19 protein-coding genes are annotated in these 19966 nt (G+C 30.6%); 7 read left to right on the top strand and 12 right to left on the bottom strand.

Annotation, left to right across the window (positions count from 1 at the left end; genetic code table 11):
• Positions 1-3: 3 nt before the first annotated feature.
• From B9N70_RS00935 to B9N70_RS00910, 6 genes are read right to left on the bottom strand one after another with little or no spacing between them, the layout of a single operon-like run.
• Complete coding sequence (locus tag B9N70_RS00935; protein WP_085113943.1) at positions 4-1056, bottom strand: threonine aldolase family protein; 1053 nt, start codon at positions 1054-1056, stop codon at positions 4-6.
• A 1-nt stretch (position 1057) separates the two neighbouring features.
• The gene (locus B9N70_RS00930; RefSeq protein ID WP_085113942.1) at positions 1058-2173 is read right to left on the bottom strand and encodes a serine/threonine protein kinase; all 1116 of its coding nucleotides are present in this window, start codon (positions 2171-2173) and stop codon (positions 1058-1060) included.
• Between the two features lie 5 nt (positions 2174-2178).
• A complete protein-coding gene (locus tag B9N70_RS00925; protein ID WP_085113941.1) occupies positions 2179-3396 on the bottom strand; it encodes an aminopeptidase P family protein in 1218 nt (405 codons plus the stop codon).
• Between the two features lie 7 nt (positions 3397-3403).
• Entirely contained in the window at positions 3404-4309 is a 906-nt protein-coding gene (locus B9N70_RS00920) for a DMT family transporter (RefSeq protein ID WP_085113940.1), read from the bottom strand.
• A 50-nt stretch (positions 4310-4359) separates the two neighbouring features.
• Positions 4360-5607 (bottom strand): molybdopterin molybdotransferase MoeA, encoded by a 1248-nt coding sequence (locus B9N70_RS00915; RefSeq protein WP_085113939.1) that lies wholly within the window; start codon positions 5605-5607, stop codon positions 4360-4362.
• Positions 5600-6205, bottom strand: coding sequence for a molybdenum cofactor guanylyltransferase (locus B9N70_RS00910; RefSeq protein ID WP_085113938.1), 606 nt, complete (start codon positions 6203-6205; stop codon positions 5600-5602). The genes B9N70_RS00915 and B9N70_RS00910 overlap by 8 nt, the downstream gene beginning before the upstream one ends.
• Positions 6206-6248: 43 nt before the next feature.
• Here B9N70_RS00910 and B9N70_RS00905 point away from each other — a divergent pair, with 43 nt between their 5' ends.
• Genes B9N70_RS00905 through B9N70_RS00880 form a run of 6 tightly spaced genes read left to right on the top strand, consistent with a single transcriptional unit; the run spans position 6249 to position 13858 of the window.
• Complete coding sequence (locus B9N70_RS00905) at positions 6249-6647, top strand: iron-sulfur cluster assembly scaffold protein (protein WP_085113937.1); 399 nt, start codon at positions 6249-6251, stop codon at positions 6645-6647.
• Positions 6648-7124, top strand: coding sequence for an HPP family protein (locus B9N70_RS00900; RefSeq protein ID WP_085113936.1), 477 nt, complete (start codon positions 6648-6650; stop codon positions 7122-7124).
• Positions 7124-7957 carry a formate dehydrogenase accessory sulfurtransferase FdhD gene (gene fdhD, locus B9N70_RS00895; RefSeq protein WP_085113935.1) on the top strand — a complete coding sequence of 278 codons (834 nt, stop codon included), beginning with the start codon at positions 7124-7126 and terminating at the stop codon, positions 7955-7957. The genes B9N70_RS00900 and fdhD overlap by 1 nt, the downstream gene beginning before the upstream one ends.
• A 20-nt stretch (positions 7958-7977) precedes the next feature.
• The gene (locus B9N70_RS00890) at positions 7978-9633 is read left to right on the top strand and encodes an NADH-ubiquinone oxidoreductase-F iron-sulfur binding region domain-containing protein (RefSeq protein WP_085113934.1); all 1656 of its coding nucleotides are present in this window, start codon (positions 7978-7980) and stop codon (positions 9631-9633) included.
• Positions 9633-12401 (top strand): formate dehydrogenase subunit alpha, encoded by a 2769-nt coding sequence (gene fdhF, locus B9N70_RS00885; protein ID WP_085113933.1) that lies wholly within the window; start codon positions 9633-9635, stop codon positions 12399-12401. The genes B9N70_RS00890 and fdhF overlap by 1 nt, the downstream gene beginning before the upstream one ends.
• 5 nt (positions 12402-12406) lie before the next feature.
• On the top strand, positions 12407-13858 hold the full coding sequence (locus B9N70_RS00880) for a protein adenylyltransferase SelO (RefSeq protein ID WP_085113932.1): 1452 nt from the start codon (positions 12407-12409) through the stop codon (positions 13856-13858).
• Here B9N70_RS00880 and B9N70_RS00875 read toward each other — a convergent pair whose 3' ends face one another.
• Together B9N70_RS00875 and B9N70_RS00870 are read right to left on the bottom strand one after the other, a co-directional pair.
• Positions 13859-14962, bottom strand: a complete 1104-nt coding sequence (locus tag B9N70_RS00875; RefSeq protein WP_085113931.1) for an NAD(P)/FAD-dependent oxidoreductase — start codon at positions 14960-14962, stop codon at positions 13859-13861. It abuts the gene before it with no gap.
• Position 14963: 1 nt separating this feature from the next.
• The gene (locus B9N70_RS00870) at positions 14964-15431 is read right to left on the bottom strand and encodes a TspO/MBR family protein (protein ID WP_085113930.1); all 468 of its coding nucleotides are present in this window, start codon (positions 15429-15431) and stop codon (positions 14964-14966) included.
• Positions 15432-15454: 23 nt separating this feature from the next.
• Between B9N70_RS00870 and B9N70_RS00865 the strand changes: the two genes are divergently transcribed.
• Positions 15455-16213 (top strand): SDR family NAD(P)-dependent oxidoreductase, encoded by a 759-nt coding sequence (locus B9N70_RS00865; protein ID WP_172819933.1) that lies wholly within the window; start codon positions 15455-15457, stop codon positions 16211-16213.
• On the opposite strand, the gene B9N70_RS00860 is transcribed toward B9N70_RS00865, so the two are convergent.
• Genes B9N70_RS00860 through B9N70_RS00845 form a run of 4 tightly spaced genes read right to left on the bottom strand, consistent with a single transcriptional unit; the run spans position 16214 to position 19953 of the window.
• Positions 16214-16759, bottom strand: a complete 546-nt coding sequence (locus tag B9N70_RS00860; RefSeq protein WP_231909406.1) for a DUF3833 domain-containing protein — start codon at positions 16757-16759, stop codon at positions 16214-16216.
• Positions 16760-16770: 11 nt separating this feature from the next.
• The gene (locus tag B9N70_RS00855; RefSeq protein WP_085113927.1) at positions 16771-17949 is read right to left on the bottom strand and encodes an SAM-dependent methyltransferase; all 1179 of its coding nucleotides are present in this window, start codon (positions 17947-17949) and stop codon (positions 16771-16773) included.
• Positions 17949-18713, bottom strand: coding sequence for a DUF1365 domain-containing protein (locus B9N70_RS00850; RefSeq protein WP_085113926.1), 765 nt, complete (start codon positions 18711-18713; stop codon positions 17949-17951). The genes B9N70_RS00855 and B9N70_RS00850 overlap by 1 nt, the downstream gene beginning before the upstream one ends.
• Positions 18706-19953: an NAD(P)/FAD-dependent oxidoreductase gene (locus tag B9N70_RS00845; RefSeq protein ID WP_085113925.1), complete on the bottom strand. Its 1248-nt coding sequence runs from the start codon at positions 19951-19953 to the stop codon at positions 18706-18708. Before B9N70_RS00845 ends, B9N70_RS00850 begins: the two co-directional genes overlap by 8 nt.
• Positions 19954-19966: the final 13 nt, after the last annotated feature.

The following is a 19966-nucleotide window of genomic DNA, read 5'->3' as shown; positions in this document are numbered from 1 at the left end:
TATTTATTGAGATTGCTTAATAGTATCTAAAAAACTTTCAACATCTGAAGCTTGAGTATTCCAAGCTGCAACAAACCTTACGGCTTTACCATCTAATTCATCTTCATTAATTATGTAACCTTCTGAATTTAAACGATCAATGATATCTCTTGGAAGTTTAGCAAATACCTCATTTGCTTCTGTTGGGTAAGCAATTTCAATACTATTATGTTTTGCTAAACCATTGCTTAATTTTTTTCCCATTTCATTAGCGTGCTTTGCATTTTTTAACCAAACGTCATTAGAAATATACGCATCAAGCTGTGCAGATACAAAACGCATCTTAGATAATAAGTGCCCTGCTCTTTTCATTAAAAAAGCAATGTTGCCCACTAAATCTTTTTTAAAAAAGATAATAGCTTCTGCTGCAATACAACCATTTTTAGTGGCACCAAAAGACAATACATCAATGCCTGATTTCCAAGTCATTTCAGCAGGCGAGCAATTTAATGACGTTAACGCATTAGCAAATCTTGCTCCATCCATATGCATATTTAAATTATGCTTATGAGCAACCTCTGAGATTTGTTTAATCTCATCTAATTGATACACTTCTCCTGTTTCACAAACTTGAGTAATGCTTACTGAACATGGTTGAGTGTGATGAACAACACCTTTACCAGTTATAGCTTCATCAAGTTCTTTAGCAGTTATTTTGCCATTTATGCCATTTAAGGTAATTAATTTTCCACCGCCCGTATAAAATTCAGGTGCACCACATTCATCAGTATTGATGTGAGATAATTTATGACAGTAAACATTTCCAAATGAAGGCGTCATGGTAGCTAAAGCTAAAGCATTAGCAGCAGTGCCGGATGCTATTGGAAATACAACTACATCTTTTTCAAAAATTTCTGAAAATTTATTTTGTAATTCAGTTGATATTTGATCGTTTCCATAAGGAGTGCTGTCTCCTTCGTTTGCTTTTAATATTGCATCTAATACTTCAGGGCAAGCACCAGCAACATTATCAGAAGCGAATTTTACTCGCTTTCGTTTTGTTTTAATATTAGCCATGTTATTGCTTTGGAAAATAATCTTTTAATGAGCCTTCTCGATAGACATCTGCAGTACAACAATGAAGACCACCACCAAAAGCATACGCATCTCTTAAATCTACCGGAACAACTTCCATACCAAATTTATCTAATTGCTCTGCTTGGTATACTTCACTTTTTTCAACACAGACCGTTTTAGGATCAAGCACTAGTACATTCATGGATAACCAAACTGATGAATAACAAAGTGCAGGAGGTTCATTGTGAGCAGGTTGAGCACTATCCACAATTTGCCATCCATTATCTTCAAATAATTTTCTTTGTTCTTTTGGTAATCTTCTTTGAGGGTTATTGATAATTAAACCTTCTTTAATTGGTGTAAAGGTTGCATCAATGTGAATAGGATACGGGTCCCCTGGAAAATTAACTGCGTGAACTCTATGATCTTTGTAATGTCTTTTTAACCAATCAATTCCTTTTAAGTTGGTTGTAAATCCATGTTGAACCACAAGATCTTTTCCAAATCTTAAAACGTCTGCTGCATCAAATAAAGGTTCTTCTTCTGTAGTTACAAAATACTTTTGTTCAGTCCACTCTAGTCTTTTTTGAACTCCAATTTTATCGGATAGATAATCTTTTCTATAATCTGCATCAGTTAATCTTGGTTTTGGCGCAGACTCGTGTCTCATATTAGGATCTTGATTATAATAATCTTTTAACAAAGGTCGGTAACATAAATATTCAAACCATCTACAACGATAACTCATCGTTGCTTCTAAAATTTCATTGCCAACGGTTAACAAAACATCTCTTGGAGGCATGCAGCCAAACATCGTTTCAGCTTCCCAATCAGGTGTTGATGTTTTTTGATTAAAATCAATTGGAGTGGGTCGGTCAACTTTAATTCCTCTTTTCTCTAACATGTTAGAAAAATCATCTAGAAGTTGGTTCGCTTTATCAACGGTATCTTTTGTTCGAGGACCAAACTGACCTCGCATATCGCTATCTTCAGGAACCTTTGCATCGAGCGCAGGCTCTGGTGCTGGAATACACGTTCCATCTGCTCTTCCAACAATTACATGCTTTAATGGATCCCACTCATTCCAACTATTAACGATTGTTTTATTCTCACTCATTTTGCTTAAGCTTTTATAATATTGTGCTCAGGGCCAAAAGGAAATTTTGTAATATTTTCAGCACCCTCTTTACCAATCACTAAGATATCATGTTCTCTATAACCCCCTGCTCCAGGTTTTCCCTCTGGGATCATGATCATCGGCTCCATCGAGACCACCATGTTTTCCTCTAAAACTGTATCAATATCTTCTCTAAGTTCTAACCCGGCTTCCCTTCCATAAAAATGTGAAAGCACCCCAAAAGAATGACCGTAACCAAAAGTTCGATATTGAAGATAACCAAGTTCAGCAAATAATTCATTTAGCTCATGACAAATATCAGAACACTTCACACCTGGTTTTATTAATTCTAATCCCCGTTTATGAACTTTAACATTTGCCTCCCATGCTTTTAAGGATGCGTCATCTGCATGATCTAAAAATAAAGTTCTCTCTAATGCTGTGTAATAACCAGAGATCATTGGAAACGTATTTAAGGATAAAATATCTCCCTTTTGAAGCTTGCGGTTTGTTTTTGGATTATGTGCGCCGTCTGTATTTATTCCAGATTGAAACCAAACCCATGTATCCATGTATTCTGCTCCTGGATAGGATTTTACAATTTCTCTTTCCATTCGATCTCTTCCAGCAATTGCAATTTCTATTTCGGTATTACCTTCTCTTATATTTTTAGCAATCTCTTCACCACCAAGGTCAGCAATTCTTGCACCATTTTTAATAATTTCAATTTCTTCATTTGATTTAATCATTCTTAAATTCATTAAATCTTTTGCAACATCACTAAAAACTGAAAATGTAAATATTGAGCCAACTTTCTCTCTCATATCTAAAGTGATATGATCGTATTCAAGTCCTATATTTTTTGGTGGCTCATCTCTTCCAACAATTGAAACAATTGCTCTTAAAAAATTATCTCTTTTCCAGTCTGTATAAATAACATTATCACAGTGTGATCGTCTCCAAGGTTGACTTGCATCAATATTTGCTGAAATCGTTGAGATTTTATCTTTAGTGATGACACATCCATAAGGTCTGCCAAAAGAACAATAAATAAAGCCTGTGTAATAAGCAATATTATGCATGGATGTTAAAATAATCATATCAAGATTATTTTTATCCATCACATTTCTTAAACTTGAAACTCTTTGATTGTATTCTTTATCAGAGAAAGGAAGTTTTACCTTTTCTCCATTTTTAAGTTCAAAAAAATCTGGTCTTTCCATAAAATTATTAATTTAATCCGATATATCTTTTATTCCATCTCATGATCAAACTATAATAAAATAAAGATATAAATAAAAAGAAGCCACCAACAATTGTATTGGTGTCAGGTACTTCATTAATTCCGAACAAAGGTAACCATACCCAAAATATTCCACCAATAACTTCTGTTAAAGATAATAAAGTCAATTCAGCTGCAGGAATTGCTTTTGAGCCTATTGAATACAAAATTAAACCCATGCAAACCAAAGTTCCATGCAGTGAAAATAAAGAGCTATTGTAACTTGTTGAGAAAAAAACTTGATCCTTTGAAATAATCATTATTGTTGCAAACACAAAACAAAAGAAACCTGCAAAAGCAACTGTTGTAAATTTAGGCGTTTCTTTTCTCCATCTTAAAGAAACTGAAAAGACAGAAAACCCAACTGAAGAAGTAATACCAAAAACAAATCCAACTAATGAGTTTTCACCAGTATTACCAAATGCCATTATAGCTATTCCAATGGTCGCAATAATAATTGATACCCAAACACTAATGGTGATCTTTTCTTTTAAGAAAAGAAAAGCCAAAAGAGCTGTAAAAAAAGGCATTGCAGCTAAACATAATAAAGTGATTGCGGCTGTTGTGTTAGTAATTGAATAAATAAATGAGATCATTGCAATCCCAAGACCAGATCCCCCTACCACACCAGATTTACCAATTTTCAAATAATTTTTCCAAAAATCTATTCCTTCTTCAAAGTAAAGATAAAGATTAAGTAAAATAAAAATTGTAAGCCCTCTTCCAAAAATATACTGCCACGGTACTAAATTTGGGTTGTCCATATATCTTACAACTAATGGACCAAACGACCATAAAATCCCTGCAAATAAAACAACCGGAACAGCAACTCTAGGATTTCTTAATTCAAGCATTGCCGGAGATTAATTGTAAAAATAGATTACTACAACAAATTTTGATTAAGTTAGTCTAAAATTTTGTTTGAGTGGTTCGGTAAAAAACAATCAATAATTTGACCTTTTTTAAAGTTGGCTTGACCGTTTGGGAGCATTGCCCAAACATTAGATTTTATAAAAGAATTTATTCTAAAAGATTCTTGACCCTTTAATAACTCAACTTCAAGTCTACCATTTTTAGTTGTACTAAGTTTACTTTTTATAAATCTTGTAAACTTTTTAACTTTGATAAAACTATTTTTTAAAACTGCTTTAACTGGCTTTTCTGGTAAAAGTTCCAAGATATTTTCAATAAATGGATAAACAAAAAACCTAAAACAAGCTGCAGAAGAAATTGGGTTTCCTGGTAAACCAAATACTACTTTTTGATTAATTTTTGCAAATAATATGGGCTTTCCCGGTCTTATCATTACACTTTTAAAATAATCTAAGGTTTTAAATTGTTTTACGACACTTGGGATATAATCAAATTTACCGGCAGACACAGCACCTGAAGTAATAATAATATCTGTTTTAGACTTTAGCATTTTTTGAATTTGAGATTTAAAAATATTTTGATGATGATCTCTTAAAATTCCACCATTTTTAAAGTTAAATAAAAAATTATTATTTAAACTTTCAATATAATGACTGTTTGAATTTCTAACTTTCCAGCTAGGAATAGTGTCTGAATTTGAAATTTCATTACCAGTTGAGAAAAATAAAATATTTAATTTCTTTTTAACTTCAATTTTTTTAATGCCTAAAGTTTTTAAAGCTAAAATATGATTAGATTGAATAATGGTCCCCTTTTTAACTATTAATTGATTTTTTTTATAATCAGAACCTTTAAACCGAACATGGTTATATTTTGTAAATTTTTTATCAATGATAATCGATTTTGGATTTTGTTTATTTGGATGAAATTTTATCTGCTCAATTGGAATAATCGTATTGAATGCATTTGGAATAATTCCACCAGTCATAATCTCAACTGCTTCAAATTTTTTAACTTTTTTTGATAAGGGTTTATTACCTGCTGCAATGGATCCAATAATTTTGAATTGTTTTGGTTTTTTCTTAGTTATATTTTTTGTATCCAATGCATTAATAGCAAAACCATCAAAGGCTGCATTGTCTCCTAAGGGATGATTAGAAGGTGAAAATATATCTTTAGCTACAACTCTATTAATTGAGTTTTTAATTAATACCTTTTCATTATGAATTTTAATTTTTGCTTTTTTTAAAATTGATTTTGCTTGTTGGTAGTTAATCATTTAATATTTTCTCAGCTTTTTCTAAATCTTCTTTTGTATTTATATTAAAAAAAGGATCTTCTTTATCAAATTCAATATTAATAGTTTTTACCCCAATATTATTGGCCCATTTTTCAACTTTTCTTGAGCCATTTTCTAAATCCTTTTCTAATTGGTCAATCAAATCAATATTCCATAAACCAAATATATTGTGACGCTTTTCTTTGGTTTTCATGAAGAATAATTCACTCTCTTTTTCATTCACTTTATTTAAAAAATCTTCAAACATGCTCATTTTAAATAAAGGGGTATCTGATGGAAATGAAGCTATCCATTGATAAGGTTTATTGTGGTTTTTAACCCATTTCATAGCACTTAAAATTCCACCTAATGGACCTAAGTTCTTCTTAACATCTTCAGTTTTTTGAATTTTAGGAGAAGACAGATGTTGAATTGGATCATTTGCGACGATTAGAACTTCATCAAATTTATTCTCTATTTCAGATAAAATATAATCAATAAGGATTTTGCCTCCTAATTTTGCTTGTGATTTATCATCGCCAAAACGTTTGGATTTTCCACCCGCTAGTACTACCGCTAAAATATTGTTATGATCCATTGATCAAAATATAAAACATTAGCGACTTAATTAAAGAAATTAAATGGATTTAAGAATTTTAGAAATAGCAGCGCATACTGAAAATAATAAAGTATTAGCCAACCACACCCATCAATCTAAAAATAAAAATCCAATATGCGGTGATGAAATGGAAATCAGCTTAATTGTAAAAGATAACACTGTAAAAGACATGGGTTATCAATGTAAATCTTGCATCTACTGCCAAGCATCTGTCAGTTTATTATCTAGAAAAATCAAAGGAGTTAAATTAGACGACATCAAAGATTTTATTAAAAGTGCTGAACAATTGTTTGAAGACAATAAAACTAGTCTTAATAAAATCTGGAAAGATTTCAAAGAACTTTTAGATAAAAAAAATTTGTCGAGAAAAGAGTGTTTGTTATTACCTCTTAAAACTGTTTCAAAAGCTTTAAAGATATAAATGAAACTTAATAAAGAAATATTCACAAAAGCAATTATCGCTGGTTTTTTTTCAGCAGTAACAATTGGAGCATTAACTGTTTTAACTTATAAAACTACTTTAGGATTATTTATAGCAGCTTCATTTGGTTCAAGTATGGTTTTATTATTTGGATTTCCAGAAAGTCCATTTGCACAACCTAAAAATGTTTTCTTTGGTCATTTGATAACTGCATTAGTTGGAGTATTTTTTGTAAACTTTATTCCTTTACCTATTTATATTTCAATCGCTGGCGCTGTTGGAATAGGAATTTTTCTAATGATTGTTTTAGATATAGTGCATCCACCTGCTGGAGGAAATCCAATAATGGTTATTATAGGAAGTGCTTCATTTGAATATTTAATTAATCCTATTATCTTTGGATGTATCTTAATTTTATTGATTGCAATTATGGTTAATAAATTTTTGTTAAAAAAAAATTACCCACTTAAGAAATAATGCACTCTAAATATAAAGTTAATAAGTTTAAGTCTGATAAACTTGAAGAAATAAATGATTTAATTTCAATAGAAGAGCCTTTAGAGATTTCACTAAAATATGAAAATGAAAATAAATCTGTAACTCAATTATTATCCATTACAATGAGAACACCAGGACAAGATGAAGATCTAGTCCGAGGTTTCTTGTTTAATGAACAAATTATCAAAGATATTAAACACATATCTTCAATTGAAAAATTTGGAGAAAAAGTTGGGCAATATGATCTTCAAAACAAAATTTTGGTTACTTTAAATGATGCTTCAAACGTAAATATTACAAAAATTAAAAGAGATTTTTTAACGAACTCCTCTTGTGGGGTTTGTGGAAAATCTTCATTAGATGCATTAGAGGTTATCAAACAAGATAAAACTCCAAAACTTGAACCTAAGCTTAGTTCAAAAATTATAATTTCAGCACCAGATACTTTAAGAAATAATCAAACTGAATTTGCACAAACGGGTGGAATTCATGCGAGCGGATTATTCAATAAAGATGGGTCGTTAATTAATGTGATGGAGGATGTTGGTCGGCACAATGCTTTGGATAAATTAATTGGAAATGCCCTACTTAAAGGACAAATTGATCCAAACATCCAGTTTATTACCTGCTCTGGAAGGCTAAATTTTGAGTTAATACAAAAAATTCTAATGACCAACATTGGAATTGTGATCGGTGTTGGTGCGCCAACTAGTCTAGCTATCGATTTAGCGAATAAGTTTGACATGACCTTGATCGGTTTCGTAAAAAAGGACAGCTATAATGTTTATACAAATAGCCAAAAAGTTATTTAAGACGAAACATAAGGATTTTAGTGTCAAAAAACATAAGTAACTTATCTGGAAGAATTGGTCTTAAAGACAATCTTTTCCAAAAAATTTCTGAAAATTCTCTAAGTAAATCACCTAAAGACATTAAAGAAATAGCTAAAGAATACAATTTAGGGGTTTCAACCCTTCATGGTGCAGAGAGTTTTTACGAATTTCTAAGACCTTCTCATCGAGAGAAAAAAGCTTTTGTTTGTAATGGGAGTGCGTGCATGTGTGCTGGTACTCAAGACAAATTAAAGGAAACTTTAAAATCAAAATTAGGTGATGATAAAGTTGGAGAAATGTTTTGTCTTGGACATTGCTATGAAAATAAAGCGTTTCATTACGATGGTGAAAATTATGCTGGTAATGATATTGAGAAAATTGATCAGATCATAAAGGGTGAAAAGATAGATCAAGATAAATATTTTTCAAAAAGTTTTGCTTCAACGAGTTTTTTAATGGATGATAAATTATCAACGATTGAAAAGTTTAAAGATCAATTAGGTATTATTTTAAAAAAAGATAAAAAAGAAATAATTCAAAGTTTATTAGATTCTAATTTAACAGGTAGAGGTGGTGCAGGATTTCCAACAGGAATGAAATGGGATTTTTGTAGTAAAGCTCCTGGAGATAAAAAATATGTAATTTGTAATGCAGATGAAGGAGACAGTGGTGCTTTTTCTGATCGTTATTTATTAGAAGACCAACCATTAAAAGTTATTTTTGGAATGGTCGTCTGTGGTTATGTCATTGGAAGTAATGAGGGAGTTTTATATATTAGAGGTGAATATCCAAAATCAATTGAAGCAATAAATGGATGTATCAATTTACTAAAAGAAGAAGGATTGCTTGGAGAAAATATTTTAGGAACTAATTTCAAATTTGATTTAAATATTTGTATTGGTCAAGGTGCTTATATCTGTGGTGAGGAAACTGCTCTTATTGCATCGATTGAAGGAAGAAGAGCTGAAGTAGATGTAAGACCTCCATTTCCAGTTACTGAAGGATTATATAAAAAGCCAACCGTTGTAAATAATGTAGAAACATTAGCAGCAGCTTCTGGAATACTTTTAAATGGTGCAGAAAAATTTGCTGCAATAGGTAATAAAAAATCTGCTGGAACAAAATTAGTTTGTCTAGACAGTTTTTTTAATAATCCTGGTATTTATGAAATTGAAATGGGCACACCGATGAAAAAAATATTTGAAGAAATTGGTGGAGGTTACAAAGAGCCTGTTAAAGCTTTTCAAATCGGAGGTCCACTTGGAGGTGTTGTTCCATTAAGTGAAATAGAAAATTTAAATTTAGATTTCCAAGAGTTCACTGCTAAAGGATTTATGTTAGGTCATGCAAGTGTTGTAAGTATTCCAAAAGATTTTCCAATGACTGAATACATTCATCATTTATTTGAATTTAGTGCTGAAGAGTCTTGTGGAAAATGTTTTCCAGGTAGACTTGGATCTTACCGAGGTAAAGAGATGTTCGATCAATTCAAAAGTAAAACAGCTAAAATCCCTCTTAAACTTTTAAATGAGTTATTGGTTACAATGCAAAAAGGCTGTTTATGTGCACTTTGTGGAGCGATCCCTACGCCAATAATGAACATTCTTAAATACTTTGGTGACGAAATGAAAAATGATATGGTTAAAGACAATTAATGAGCTCAGAGAAGAGAAAAATTGCATATATTGATGGAAAACCCTATGAAATTGGGGCTAATCACACATCAATATTAAAGTTCGTTAAAAGTTATGTTGGAGAGAAAAAAGTACCAACATTATGTGATGATCCAAACTTAGCACCTTATGGGGCTTGTAGAGTTTGCTCAGTTGAGGTGGCACTTGAAAAAGACGGCCCTACAAAAGTAGTAGCTTCATGTCATACGCCTGTTGCTGAAAACCAACACATCTTTACGACTAATGAAAATTTACATTCACTTAGAAAAAATATTGTAGAATTAGTTTTAACAGATCACCCAATGGAGTGTGATACTTGTGAAGTGAACAATAACTGTGAATTACAAACTGTTGCTAATGATTTAGGAATAAAGGATCACAGATACAACAGCCCTAAACAACATAAAGGAATTCCAAGAGATACTTCTCATGATTATATGAGAATGAATCTTGATAACTGTATTAATTGTGGAAGATGTGTAAGAGCGTGTGATGAAATTCAAGGTTCATTTGTGCTTACAATGTCTGGTAGAGGATTTGAAAGTAGAATTACTACAGATAATGACATGATGTTTGGTGACAGCTCATGTGTATCTTGTGGGGCATGTGCTCATACATGTCCAACGGATGCAATATCAGATGTATACCAATCTAAATCTGCAGCGATTGATAAAAAAGTTAGAACCACTTGTTCGTATTGTGGAGTTGGTTGTAATTTAGAGACATCAATTAAAGATGACAAAGTTGTTGCAATTGATACTCCAAAAGAAACAGAAGTAAATGCAGGGCATACTTGTATTAAAGGAAGATATGCATTTGGTTTTTATGATCATCCAGACCGATTAAAAACCCCTTTAATAAAAAGAAATGGAAAATTTGAAGAAGCTAGCTGGGATGAGGCTTATGATTTTATTAAAGATGAAATGCAAAGAATTACTAAGAACCATGGACCTGATGCTTTTGCTGGTATTTCATCCGCTAGATGTACTAATGAAGAAAATTATATTTTTCAAAAAATGATTAGAGCTGTTGTTGGAACCAACAGTATAGATTGCTGTGCAAGGATTTGTCACTCACCTACTGCTTGGGGTATGCAACAAACGTTTGGAACAGGTGCTGCAACAAACTCTACTGAAGATATTTATCATGCAGATTTATTTTTAGTTATTGGAGCAAATCCAACTAATGCACATCCTGTGACAGGTGCAAAAATTAAACAACAAGTCATGAAGGGTAAAAAATTAATTGTCCTTGATCCAATTACAACTGAATTAGCTAAACTTGCTGATTACCATATCAAGTTAAGACCTGGAACAAATGTTGCGGTACTTAATATGATGTTACATTTTATTATTAAATCAAAATTATATAATAAAGATTTTGTAAGAGACAGAACTGAAGGTTTTGATAATTTTATCAAAGAAATTGAAAGACAAGATGTTGATCAATTAGCTAAAGTTGCAGGAGTTGATAAACAATTAGTTAAAGAAGCTGCTATTGCATATGCAACTGCTAGAAATTCTATGGAGTTCCATGGCTTAGGAGTAACTGAGCATGAGCAAGGTTCAAAAACAGTAATGTTAATTGCTGACCTTGCAATGATTACAGGAAATATTGGTAGAAAAGGAGTTGGAGTAAATCCACTTAGAGGACAAAATAATGTTCAAGGTGCCGCCGATATGGGTTGCCAACCGCACCAAGGTGCTGGATATTTTGAGGTAGCTGATGAGAAAAATCAACGATTTTACAGCGAAAAATATGGGGTAACACACCCAACCAAAGCTGGATTAAAGATCCCTCAAATGTTCGATGCTGCAATTAAGAAAGAATTAAAGGGACTTTGGATTATTGGTGAAGATATTGTTCAAACAGATCCTAATAGTTCTCACGTCATTGAAGCAATGAACTCATTAGAGTTATTAGTTGTTCAAGAAATATTTATGAGTGAGACAGCAAAACTTGCAACTGTTGTTTTACCTGGAACAACTTTCTTAGAAAAAGATGGAACATTCACTAATACAGAAAGAAGAATTCAAAGAGTAAATAGAGCAGTACCTCCACTCCCTGGAACAAAACCTGATGGTGTTATTGTTACTGACATGATGCAAAAGTTAGGTTTTGATCAACCAACTTATGATGCTGATAAAATGTTAGCTGAGATCGCTGATGTAGTTCCATTCTTTAAAGGAGTTACAAGAGAAAGATTAGGAAAATTAGGTTTACAGTGGCCAGTTAAAGAAGATGGAACGGATACTCAAATTTTACATACTGAAACTTTTAAACTTGGAAAAGGTAGACTGAAAAATTTTGATTGGAAAGAATCGACAGAAGTTGAAACCAATAAAAAAGAATACCCATTAATTTTAACAACCAGTAGAGTATTACAACATTATAATGCAGCAACGATGACAAGAAGAACAAGCAATATCAATATTGTAAATGAAGATTTATTATTAGTTCATCCTAAAGATGCAGCTGCAAGAGATTTAAATACAGGTGATATTGGAAGATTATATTCTGGTAGAGGTGAAGTTGCTTTAAAAGTCGAAGTTACAGATAAAGTCAAAGAAGGAATTGTATTTACTACATTCCATTTCCCTGAGCATATGGTCAATATGGTTACTGGTCATGGAAAAGATGAAGAGACAATGTGTGCTGAATACAAAGTTTCATCAGTTGAAGTACAAAAAATTTCTAATCAATTTAAAACAACAGTTGAGCCTAAAGATTATCAAGCTGAAGTTAAATAATTAAAATGACCGTAGGTTGGCATTTTGATAATACATACTCAAAGTTACCTAAAAGCTTTTTAGAAAATATCAAACCTGTTCCTGTTAAAGATCCAAAGTTAGTAATTTTAAATAAAAATTTAGCAGAGCAACTAAATTTAGATTTTTCAAAATTTTCTGAAATTGATTTAGCAAAAATTTTTTCTGGTAACAATTTACCCGATGGAAGTGAAACAATAGCACAAGCTTATGCAGGTCATCAATTTGGTCATTTTACAATGCTTGGTGATGGTAGAGCTGTTATGCTAGGAGAGCACTTAGATAAAGATCAAAAGCGTTATGACATTCAATTTAAAGGATCAGGTAGAACTTCATTTTCAAGAAGTGGAGATGGTAGAGCCGTACTCGGTCCAATGCTAAGAGAATATATAATTAGTGAAGCAATGCATGCACTTAATATTCCAACTACTAGAAGTCTTGCAGTAGTTTCAACTGGTGAAGAAGTTATAAGAGAACAAATGTTACCTGGTGCTATACTTACAAGGGTAGCCTCTAGTCATATACGAGTTGGCACTTTTCAATATATTGCAGCTACTCAAAATCCAGATGATCTAAAAACATTATTCAATTACACAATTGAACGTCACTATCCTGAAATTAAACAATCTGAGACAAAAGCATTGGATTTATTGAATTTATTGATGAAAAAACAATGTGAACTTGTGATCAATTGGATGCGGGTTGGCTTTATTCACGGTGTAATGAATACAGATAATATGACAGTTAGTGGTGAAACTATCGATTACGGCCCTTGTGCTTTTATGGATCAATATCACCCACAAACTGTATTCAGTTCAATCGATCAGCATGGAAGATATTCCTACAATAACCAACCTCGAATTACTAAATGGAATTTAGCAAGGTTTGCAGAATGTATAATCCCTTTAATTGATAAAGATGAGCAAAAAGCAATTTCGATTGCAACAGAAACGATAAACAATTTTGAAAAATTGTATGAAGAAAAATGGCTCAATATGATGAGAGATAAATTAGGATTATTTAGTGAGGATAAAGAAGATAAAAATTTGATCTTTGAGCTATTAACTTGGATGGAAAACAATAAGGCTGATTTTACCAATACATTTTGTAATTTAATGGAAATTCAATCCATTAAAGATCCTATTTATCAAAATGAGGAATATTTAAATTGGAAAACTAAGTGGAAAAAAAGATTAGAGAAAAATAATACTGATAAAGAAAAATACTTAGAACTTATGAGATCTGTTAATCCTATATTTATTCCAAGAAATCATAAAGTTGAAGAAGCTTTAAAAGATGCAAGTGAAGGCAATTTAGAAACACTTAATAAATTACTAGAGGTGATTAAAGATCCATATAAAGACAATAACATGTTAGAGGAATACCAAAAACCAATGCCTAGTAAAAATGGCAAATATCAAACTTTTTGTGGAACTTAATTACAATACGTAAGGTTCCGGCCTAGCCTTTTGCTCTAATACTCTTTCAACAGCAAACACACTTACATCTATAGTTTGATAAGAACCTGTAGTGATTAATTCTGTTAAAGCTCTACCTATACCTGGTGCTTGTTGTAAACCTCTACCAGTAAACCCAGATGCCATATAAACATTTTCATATTTAGGATGCTTTCCAACAATTGCATTACTATCTAATTTATTATGATCATAAAAACCAGCCCATGCCCCTGTTAATTTTAATTCTTCAAATGCAGGTATTCTTTTTGCTAAAGCAGGCCAAACAATTTCTTCAAAATCATCCCATGCTGGTTCAAGATTTGAATCATCGAATGTCCATTTAGGGGATCCTGCCAAATATTCTTTTCCTTCAGGTCTCCAATAAACTCCAGTTGTTAAATCAGCAGACAAAGGCATCTCTTTAATATGTGTTGGGCACTTAACTCTAAAGACAGTATGCTTTTGAGGAACAACCGGTATATCTTCTAATAATTTTTTAGTCCAACAACCTGCTGCTGATACAATTGTTTTTGCATTAATTTCTGAAATATCTTTCACCTCACCTTTGATAAATTCTGCTCCAAGTTCAATAGCTTTACTTTTTAAAGCACTATGAAATAAAAAAGGATCAATCCAGCCTTCACTTTTATCATCAGTGTAAGTCGCAGTTTCAATTCCTTCAGAGTTTATATAAGGAAAAATTTTTGAAAGTTCTTCTCCTGAAATATTTTTTGTACCTGCATCACAGGCTTTATGATTTTCTAATGCTCTATATTGCTCTTCCGCATGTTCTTTACCAAACATCAATAAATATCCATTTGGTACCATGCTTGCGGTTGGATTTGGATTTTTTTCAGTTTTTAATAATTCTGGGATTTGAAAAATAAATTCTCTAGCAAATTTACCTAGTAATATATTTTCTTTTTGGAAAAACTGTCTTCTAAAACCTCCTAAAGACAAAGGAAAAGAGGCAGTTTTATAAGTTGGATCTCGCTCTATGACTTTAACTTTTCTTCCCTCTTTAGATAGAAAATATGCAGTTGCAGCCCCTATTATTCCGCCACCAATTATAACAACATCATCCATATTAATTTAATATTAGTATGCTTACATTCAAAATCAAAGCAAAGATGGTCCATAGTAAATATGGCACCATTAAATAACTACTCATCTTTTTGACACGTCTAAATCTAACTATGAGAACTAAGATTAAAGAAATCAATATTAACAATACAACCAAAGCTAAAAATATGTTGTGATAGACAAAAAAGACTATGCTCCAAGCTGAATTAAAAACTAAATGTATAAAATAGATATAGACTGTATTCATATTTTTATTCTTAGAATGCCAATACATCCAAATTGCAATTGTCATCATTAAATAAAGGATAGTCCAAACTGGACCAAATACCCAATCAGGTGGATTAAAAGAAGGTTTGATTAATGTTGAATACCAAGGTTCTTTAAAACTGACTGTAGCTAACCCTCCAATTAATGAGGAACTGAAAGTGATAATAAAAAATAAAATAAAAGTTAAATATTTATTTCTGAGCATGTTAAGAATATATACAAAAAATTATGAATAAAAAAACTATTTGGATCACAGGTGGAAGTACTGGAATAGGCAAAGCCTTAGCAATCAAATTTGCAAATAAGGGTTGGAATGTTGCTGTTTCAGCTAGAAGAGAAGAGTTATTAAATGAACTATCTAATCAATACGAAAATATTTCTGCCTATCCATTAGATGTCACTGATAAACAAAAGTGTGTTGATGTTTTTGAACAAATAAAAAATAAATACCAAGATATAGATATTTGTTTTTTTTCTACAGGAACTTGGAACCCTAAAAAAGAAAAAGAAATTGATGTAGAGCAAATAGAAGATGTGTTTAAAATTAATTTTTTTGGAACTGTAAATACTATAAAAGCAGTTGAACAATATTTTAGAGATAGAAAAAAAGGTACAATAACAATTGTATCTTCAATAGCAGGTTATAGGGGTCTGCCTAATTCTACTGGCTATGGTCCTTCAAAATCAGCGTTAAATAATTTAGCTGAAAGTTTGTATTTTGATTTTAAAAGATTTGGTGTTCGTGTTTGCTTAGTCTCTCCAGGATTTATTAAAACTCCAATGACTGATAAAAATGATTTTAAAATGCCGTTTATTAAAACTACTGATTATGCTGCAGATAAAATTTATGATGGCTTAATTAACAAAAATGTTTTTGAAATACATTTTCCAAAATCATTAACTGTTATATTGAAAATTTTAAGTTTCTTGCCAAGTAAACTTTATTTTAGTTTAGTGGGTCAAATGACCAAACATCAAAAGAAATAATTAATCTTTTACAAAAACAACAGTCAGCTCTGCAACTTTAAACCCAAACTTAGTCATGGTTGCTCTATTAATTGCAACTCTTTCATCTTGTTTAAAAATCCAGTCATCAAAAGTAATTTTCAACTCTTTACCTTTAACTGGTACTAATAAAACATATTCAAATTTAAAAGCAGGACCATATGAGTAACCAATTGCTTTTCCAACAACATCTCCCGCAGTTCCCTCATAGTTGTTTTCATCTATTTTGTTTATAGTCCATTCACGATTTTGTACTTCACCATCATCCCAATTAAATTTTTCTTTTAAAATTAATTGTTTGCCGTCCCAAGTTCCATCTAAATCAGCTGAAAACTGACGAGTTACTTTACCAGATCTGTTCTGTAAAACTCCCCAAGCTTTTACGTTACCTGATAAATACTCTTCAATAATTAATCTTGGCTCTTTATTTTTAAAATCTTCTGGTTTCATAGCACTATTGTTTGAACAGCTTGTAATTAAGAATGCTAATATTATCAATAAAATAGATCTCATTGTTTTTATAATCATTATTGTTCCTTTTATTTATTTTGTAATGAGAATTGAATCAAATCTATATTCCTGGATTTAAAACCAGCCTCACAATACGAGAGATAAAATTCCCACATTCTTTTAAAAGTATTATCAAATCCTTGTTCTTTTATTTGTTCCCACTTTTCATTAAATTTATCTCTCCAGATAGCAAGAGTGTTAGAATAATCCTCAGCATAAGAGTTATAACCATTAAAAAATAAACCATTATCAGAAGCGTATTTTTCTAAACTGTTTTTGGAAGGTAAAAATCCACCTGGAAAAATATACTTTTGAATGAAATCTTGTTTATTTTTATACCTTTCGTAGATGCTATCATCAATTGTGATTGCCTGAATAGCGGCTTTACCACCATCTGATAAATTCTGTTTTATAGTATTAAAATAGCTTTGAAGATAATTTTGTCCAACAGCCTCAATCATTTCAATTGATGCAACTGAATTATATTTTCCTTTAAGGTCTCTATAATCTTTAATCTCAATATTAACTTTTTCATTTAAACCACATTTTTGAATTCTCTCTTTTGCATATTCAAATTGCTTTTTTGAGATAGTGATGCAGTCTAATTTAACATCATAATTTTTACCTAAATATTCTGCAAAACCACCCCAACCACAACCAATTTCTAAAACCTTATCTCCATGATTGGGTCTCATTAAATCTATTAATTTTTGATATTTATTATTTTGTGCAGAGGATAAATCTTTATTTTGTTCATCAAAGATAGCACTCGAATAAGTAAGAGTTTTATCTAACCATAAAGAAAAGAACTCATTTCCAAGATCATAATGTTTAGCGATATTTTCTTTACTTCGACTTTTTGTATTTTTAACAAACTTGTTCTTAATATAATTAAATAATGGAAAATCAAAAACACCTGAAAATTTGTGAACTGTTTTAATATTTCTTGCTGTTAACTCAATTAAATTAGAAAGATTAGATGTTTCAAATTCATCACGCATATAACATTCAGCAAATGCAATACTTCCACCTTTTATTAAATTATAATTAAATGCTGGATTTTTAATTGTCATATCAGCTTTTAATTTTGATTGAGTGTCACCAAAATTTAACAAATTATTTTTAGCTGTTTTAATTTCCAAATGACCATAATCTATATTTTTTAATAATGAAAAAACAATTCTGTCTGAAATATTATTTAAGATCATTAATTTTCTATCGTTATATTGTTTCTTATTTTTATTTTTTTTTTGATAAATTTAATTCCTTTTATCCACAAATTAAAGGCTTCATAATGTATCGCTATAATTATCTTAAATGTCATAATGGGATGTTTTAAGTACGATTTTAATAGTTCTTTAGAATTAAAATCTATTCTTGTACCATCTTGAGATGCATAAAGAATTTTATCTTGGTCTTGATATTGATCAATAACTACTGAAATCTTTTCACCTGGTTTTAATAACCTAAAAAAATAACTACAATTCATTTCAATAAAAGGTGAGACATGAAATTTTTTACTACAATTATGTTGTAGAAGTTTTTGATCATCTTTGACTTTAAATACATAGGTGTGTTGTTCACCAAATGTATTTTTAACTTCATATAAAATTGCAATGATATTTTCATTTTCATCATAGATATAAAAAACACTCAGTGGATTAAAAACATATCCAAAAATTCTTGGATAACACAAAAGTTTAATCTTTATATTGTCAGTATTAATTTCATAGTTCTGTAATTGTTTAGTTACCCAGCCTATCAAAGGTGAACCATCTCTATCTCCATGATCTTTTTCAAAAAAACTTATTAAATTAAATTTATTTAATGAAAAAAAACTGATCTCTTTATCTAGAGTTTCTAGTTCAGATAGATCTATTAATAATGAAAAAACACTATATTTAAATGAATGGACTTTAGGTTTAAAACGCTTGTGTATTACTTTGCCGTTATAAATAGCTGAATTAATCATTAATGGTTTTGAGCATTTCTATTGAAGATTTTATGCCATCTTCATGAAATCCGTAACCAAAATAACTACCCGCAAATAAAGTGTTATTAATATTTTGAATATCTTTTAGTTTTGATTGATTATTCAAGGCTTTTTCATCGTAATAAGGATGAGTGAATTCAATTTGATTGTATATTTTTGAGCTATCAATCTCAAAAAATGGATTAAGAGTTAAAAAGATATCTTTATCTATTTTTAAATTTTGTAATTGATTTAACCAGTAAGTCACTGAGGATTGTTTGTGATCTTTTGGATTGAGAGCTGAATTCCATGAACACCATGCTTTTTTATTTAATGGCATTACAGATTGATCGGAATGAATAATGGCCGTGTTACTTTTATAATTAAAATTACTTAAAATATCTTTTTCTAAATCAGACGCATCATTTAAAATATTTAATGTATCATCTGCATGAGTTGCTAAAACTACTTTGTCATAAACAAAAAACTCATTCTCTGAACCATAATAAACTTTAACACTATTATTATCTCTGGTGATTTTATTAATTCCATAATTCATATAATACTCACCATTAATTTTAGATAAAATTTTATCTACATAAGTTTTACTTCTATTGGTTACGGTGTACCATTGAGGTCGATCTTTTAATTTAAACAATCCGTGATTTTTAAAAAAACTTAAGAAAAAGCTTAATGGCATTTGTGATGCCTCATAAGGGGGCATTGACCAAATCGCAGATACCATTGGAATTATATGATAGTTTATAAAATAATCTGAAATTTTAATTTGCTTTAAATATTCACCTAAAGTTAGAGATTTATCTAATGAATTTGAATTAAGTTTTTCACAGTTTTTATAAAAACTTATAATTTCAAAAAACATTTTAATAAATTTTGGATTAAACAAGTTTTGCTTATTTGAAAAAATACCTCCTAAGCCTTTCCCACAATATTCGATATTAGTTCCTTTGACAGTAACTGAAAAAGACATATCACTTTTTTCAATTTCAATATTATTTTCAGAAAAAAAATTAATCAGGTTTGGATAAGTTTGTTTATTAAAAACCATAAAACCAATATCCACTGCAACTTTTTCTTTTTCAGAGTAATGAATATCTAAAGTATGTGAATGACCCCCAAAGCGATCTTCTTTTTCAAAGAGATCAACCTTATGTTTTTTAGATAGATAATATGCAGAACTTAATCCAGAGATCCCTGATCCAACTACTGCAATTTTCATTTATAAAAATACC

The organism is Candidatus Pelagibacter sp. HIMB1321 (assembly GCF_900177485.1).
GTDB lineage: Bacteria > Pseudomonadota > Alphaproteobacteria > Pelagibacterales > Pelagibacteraceae > Pelagibacter.
Note: the sequence above shows the minus strand (reverse complement) of the source record. Positions and strands in the feature narration are given on the sequence as shown.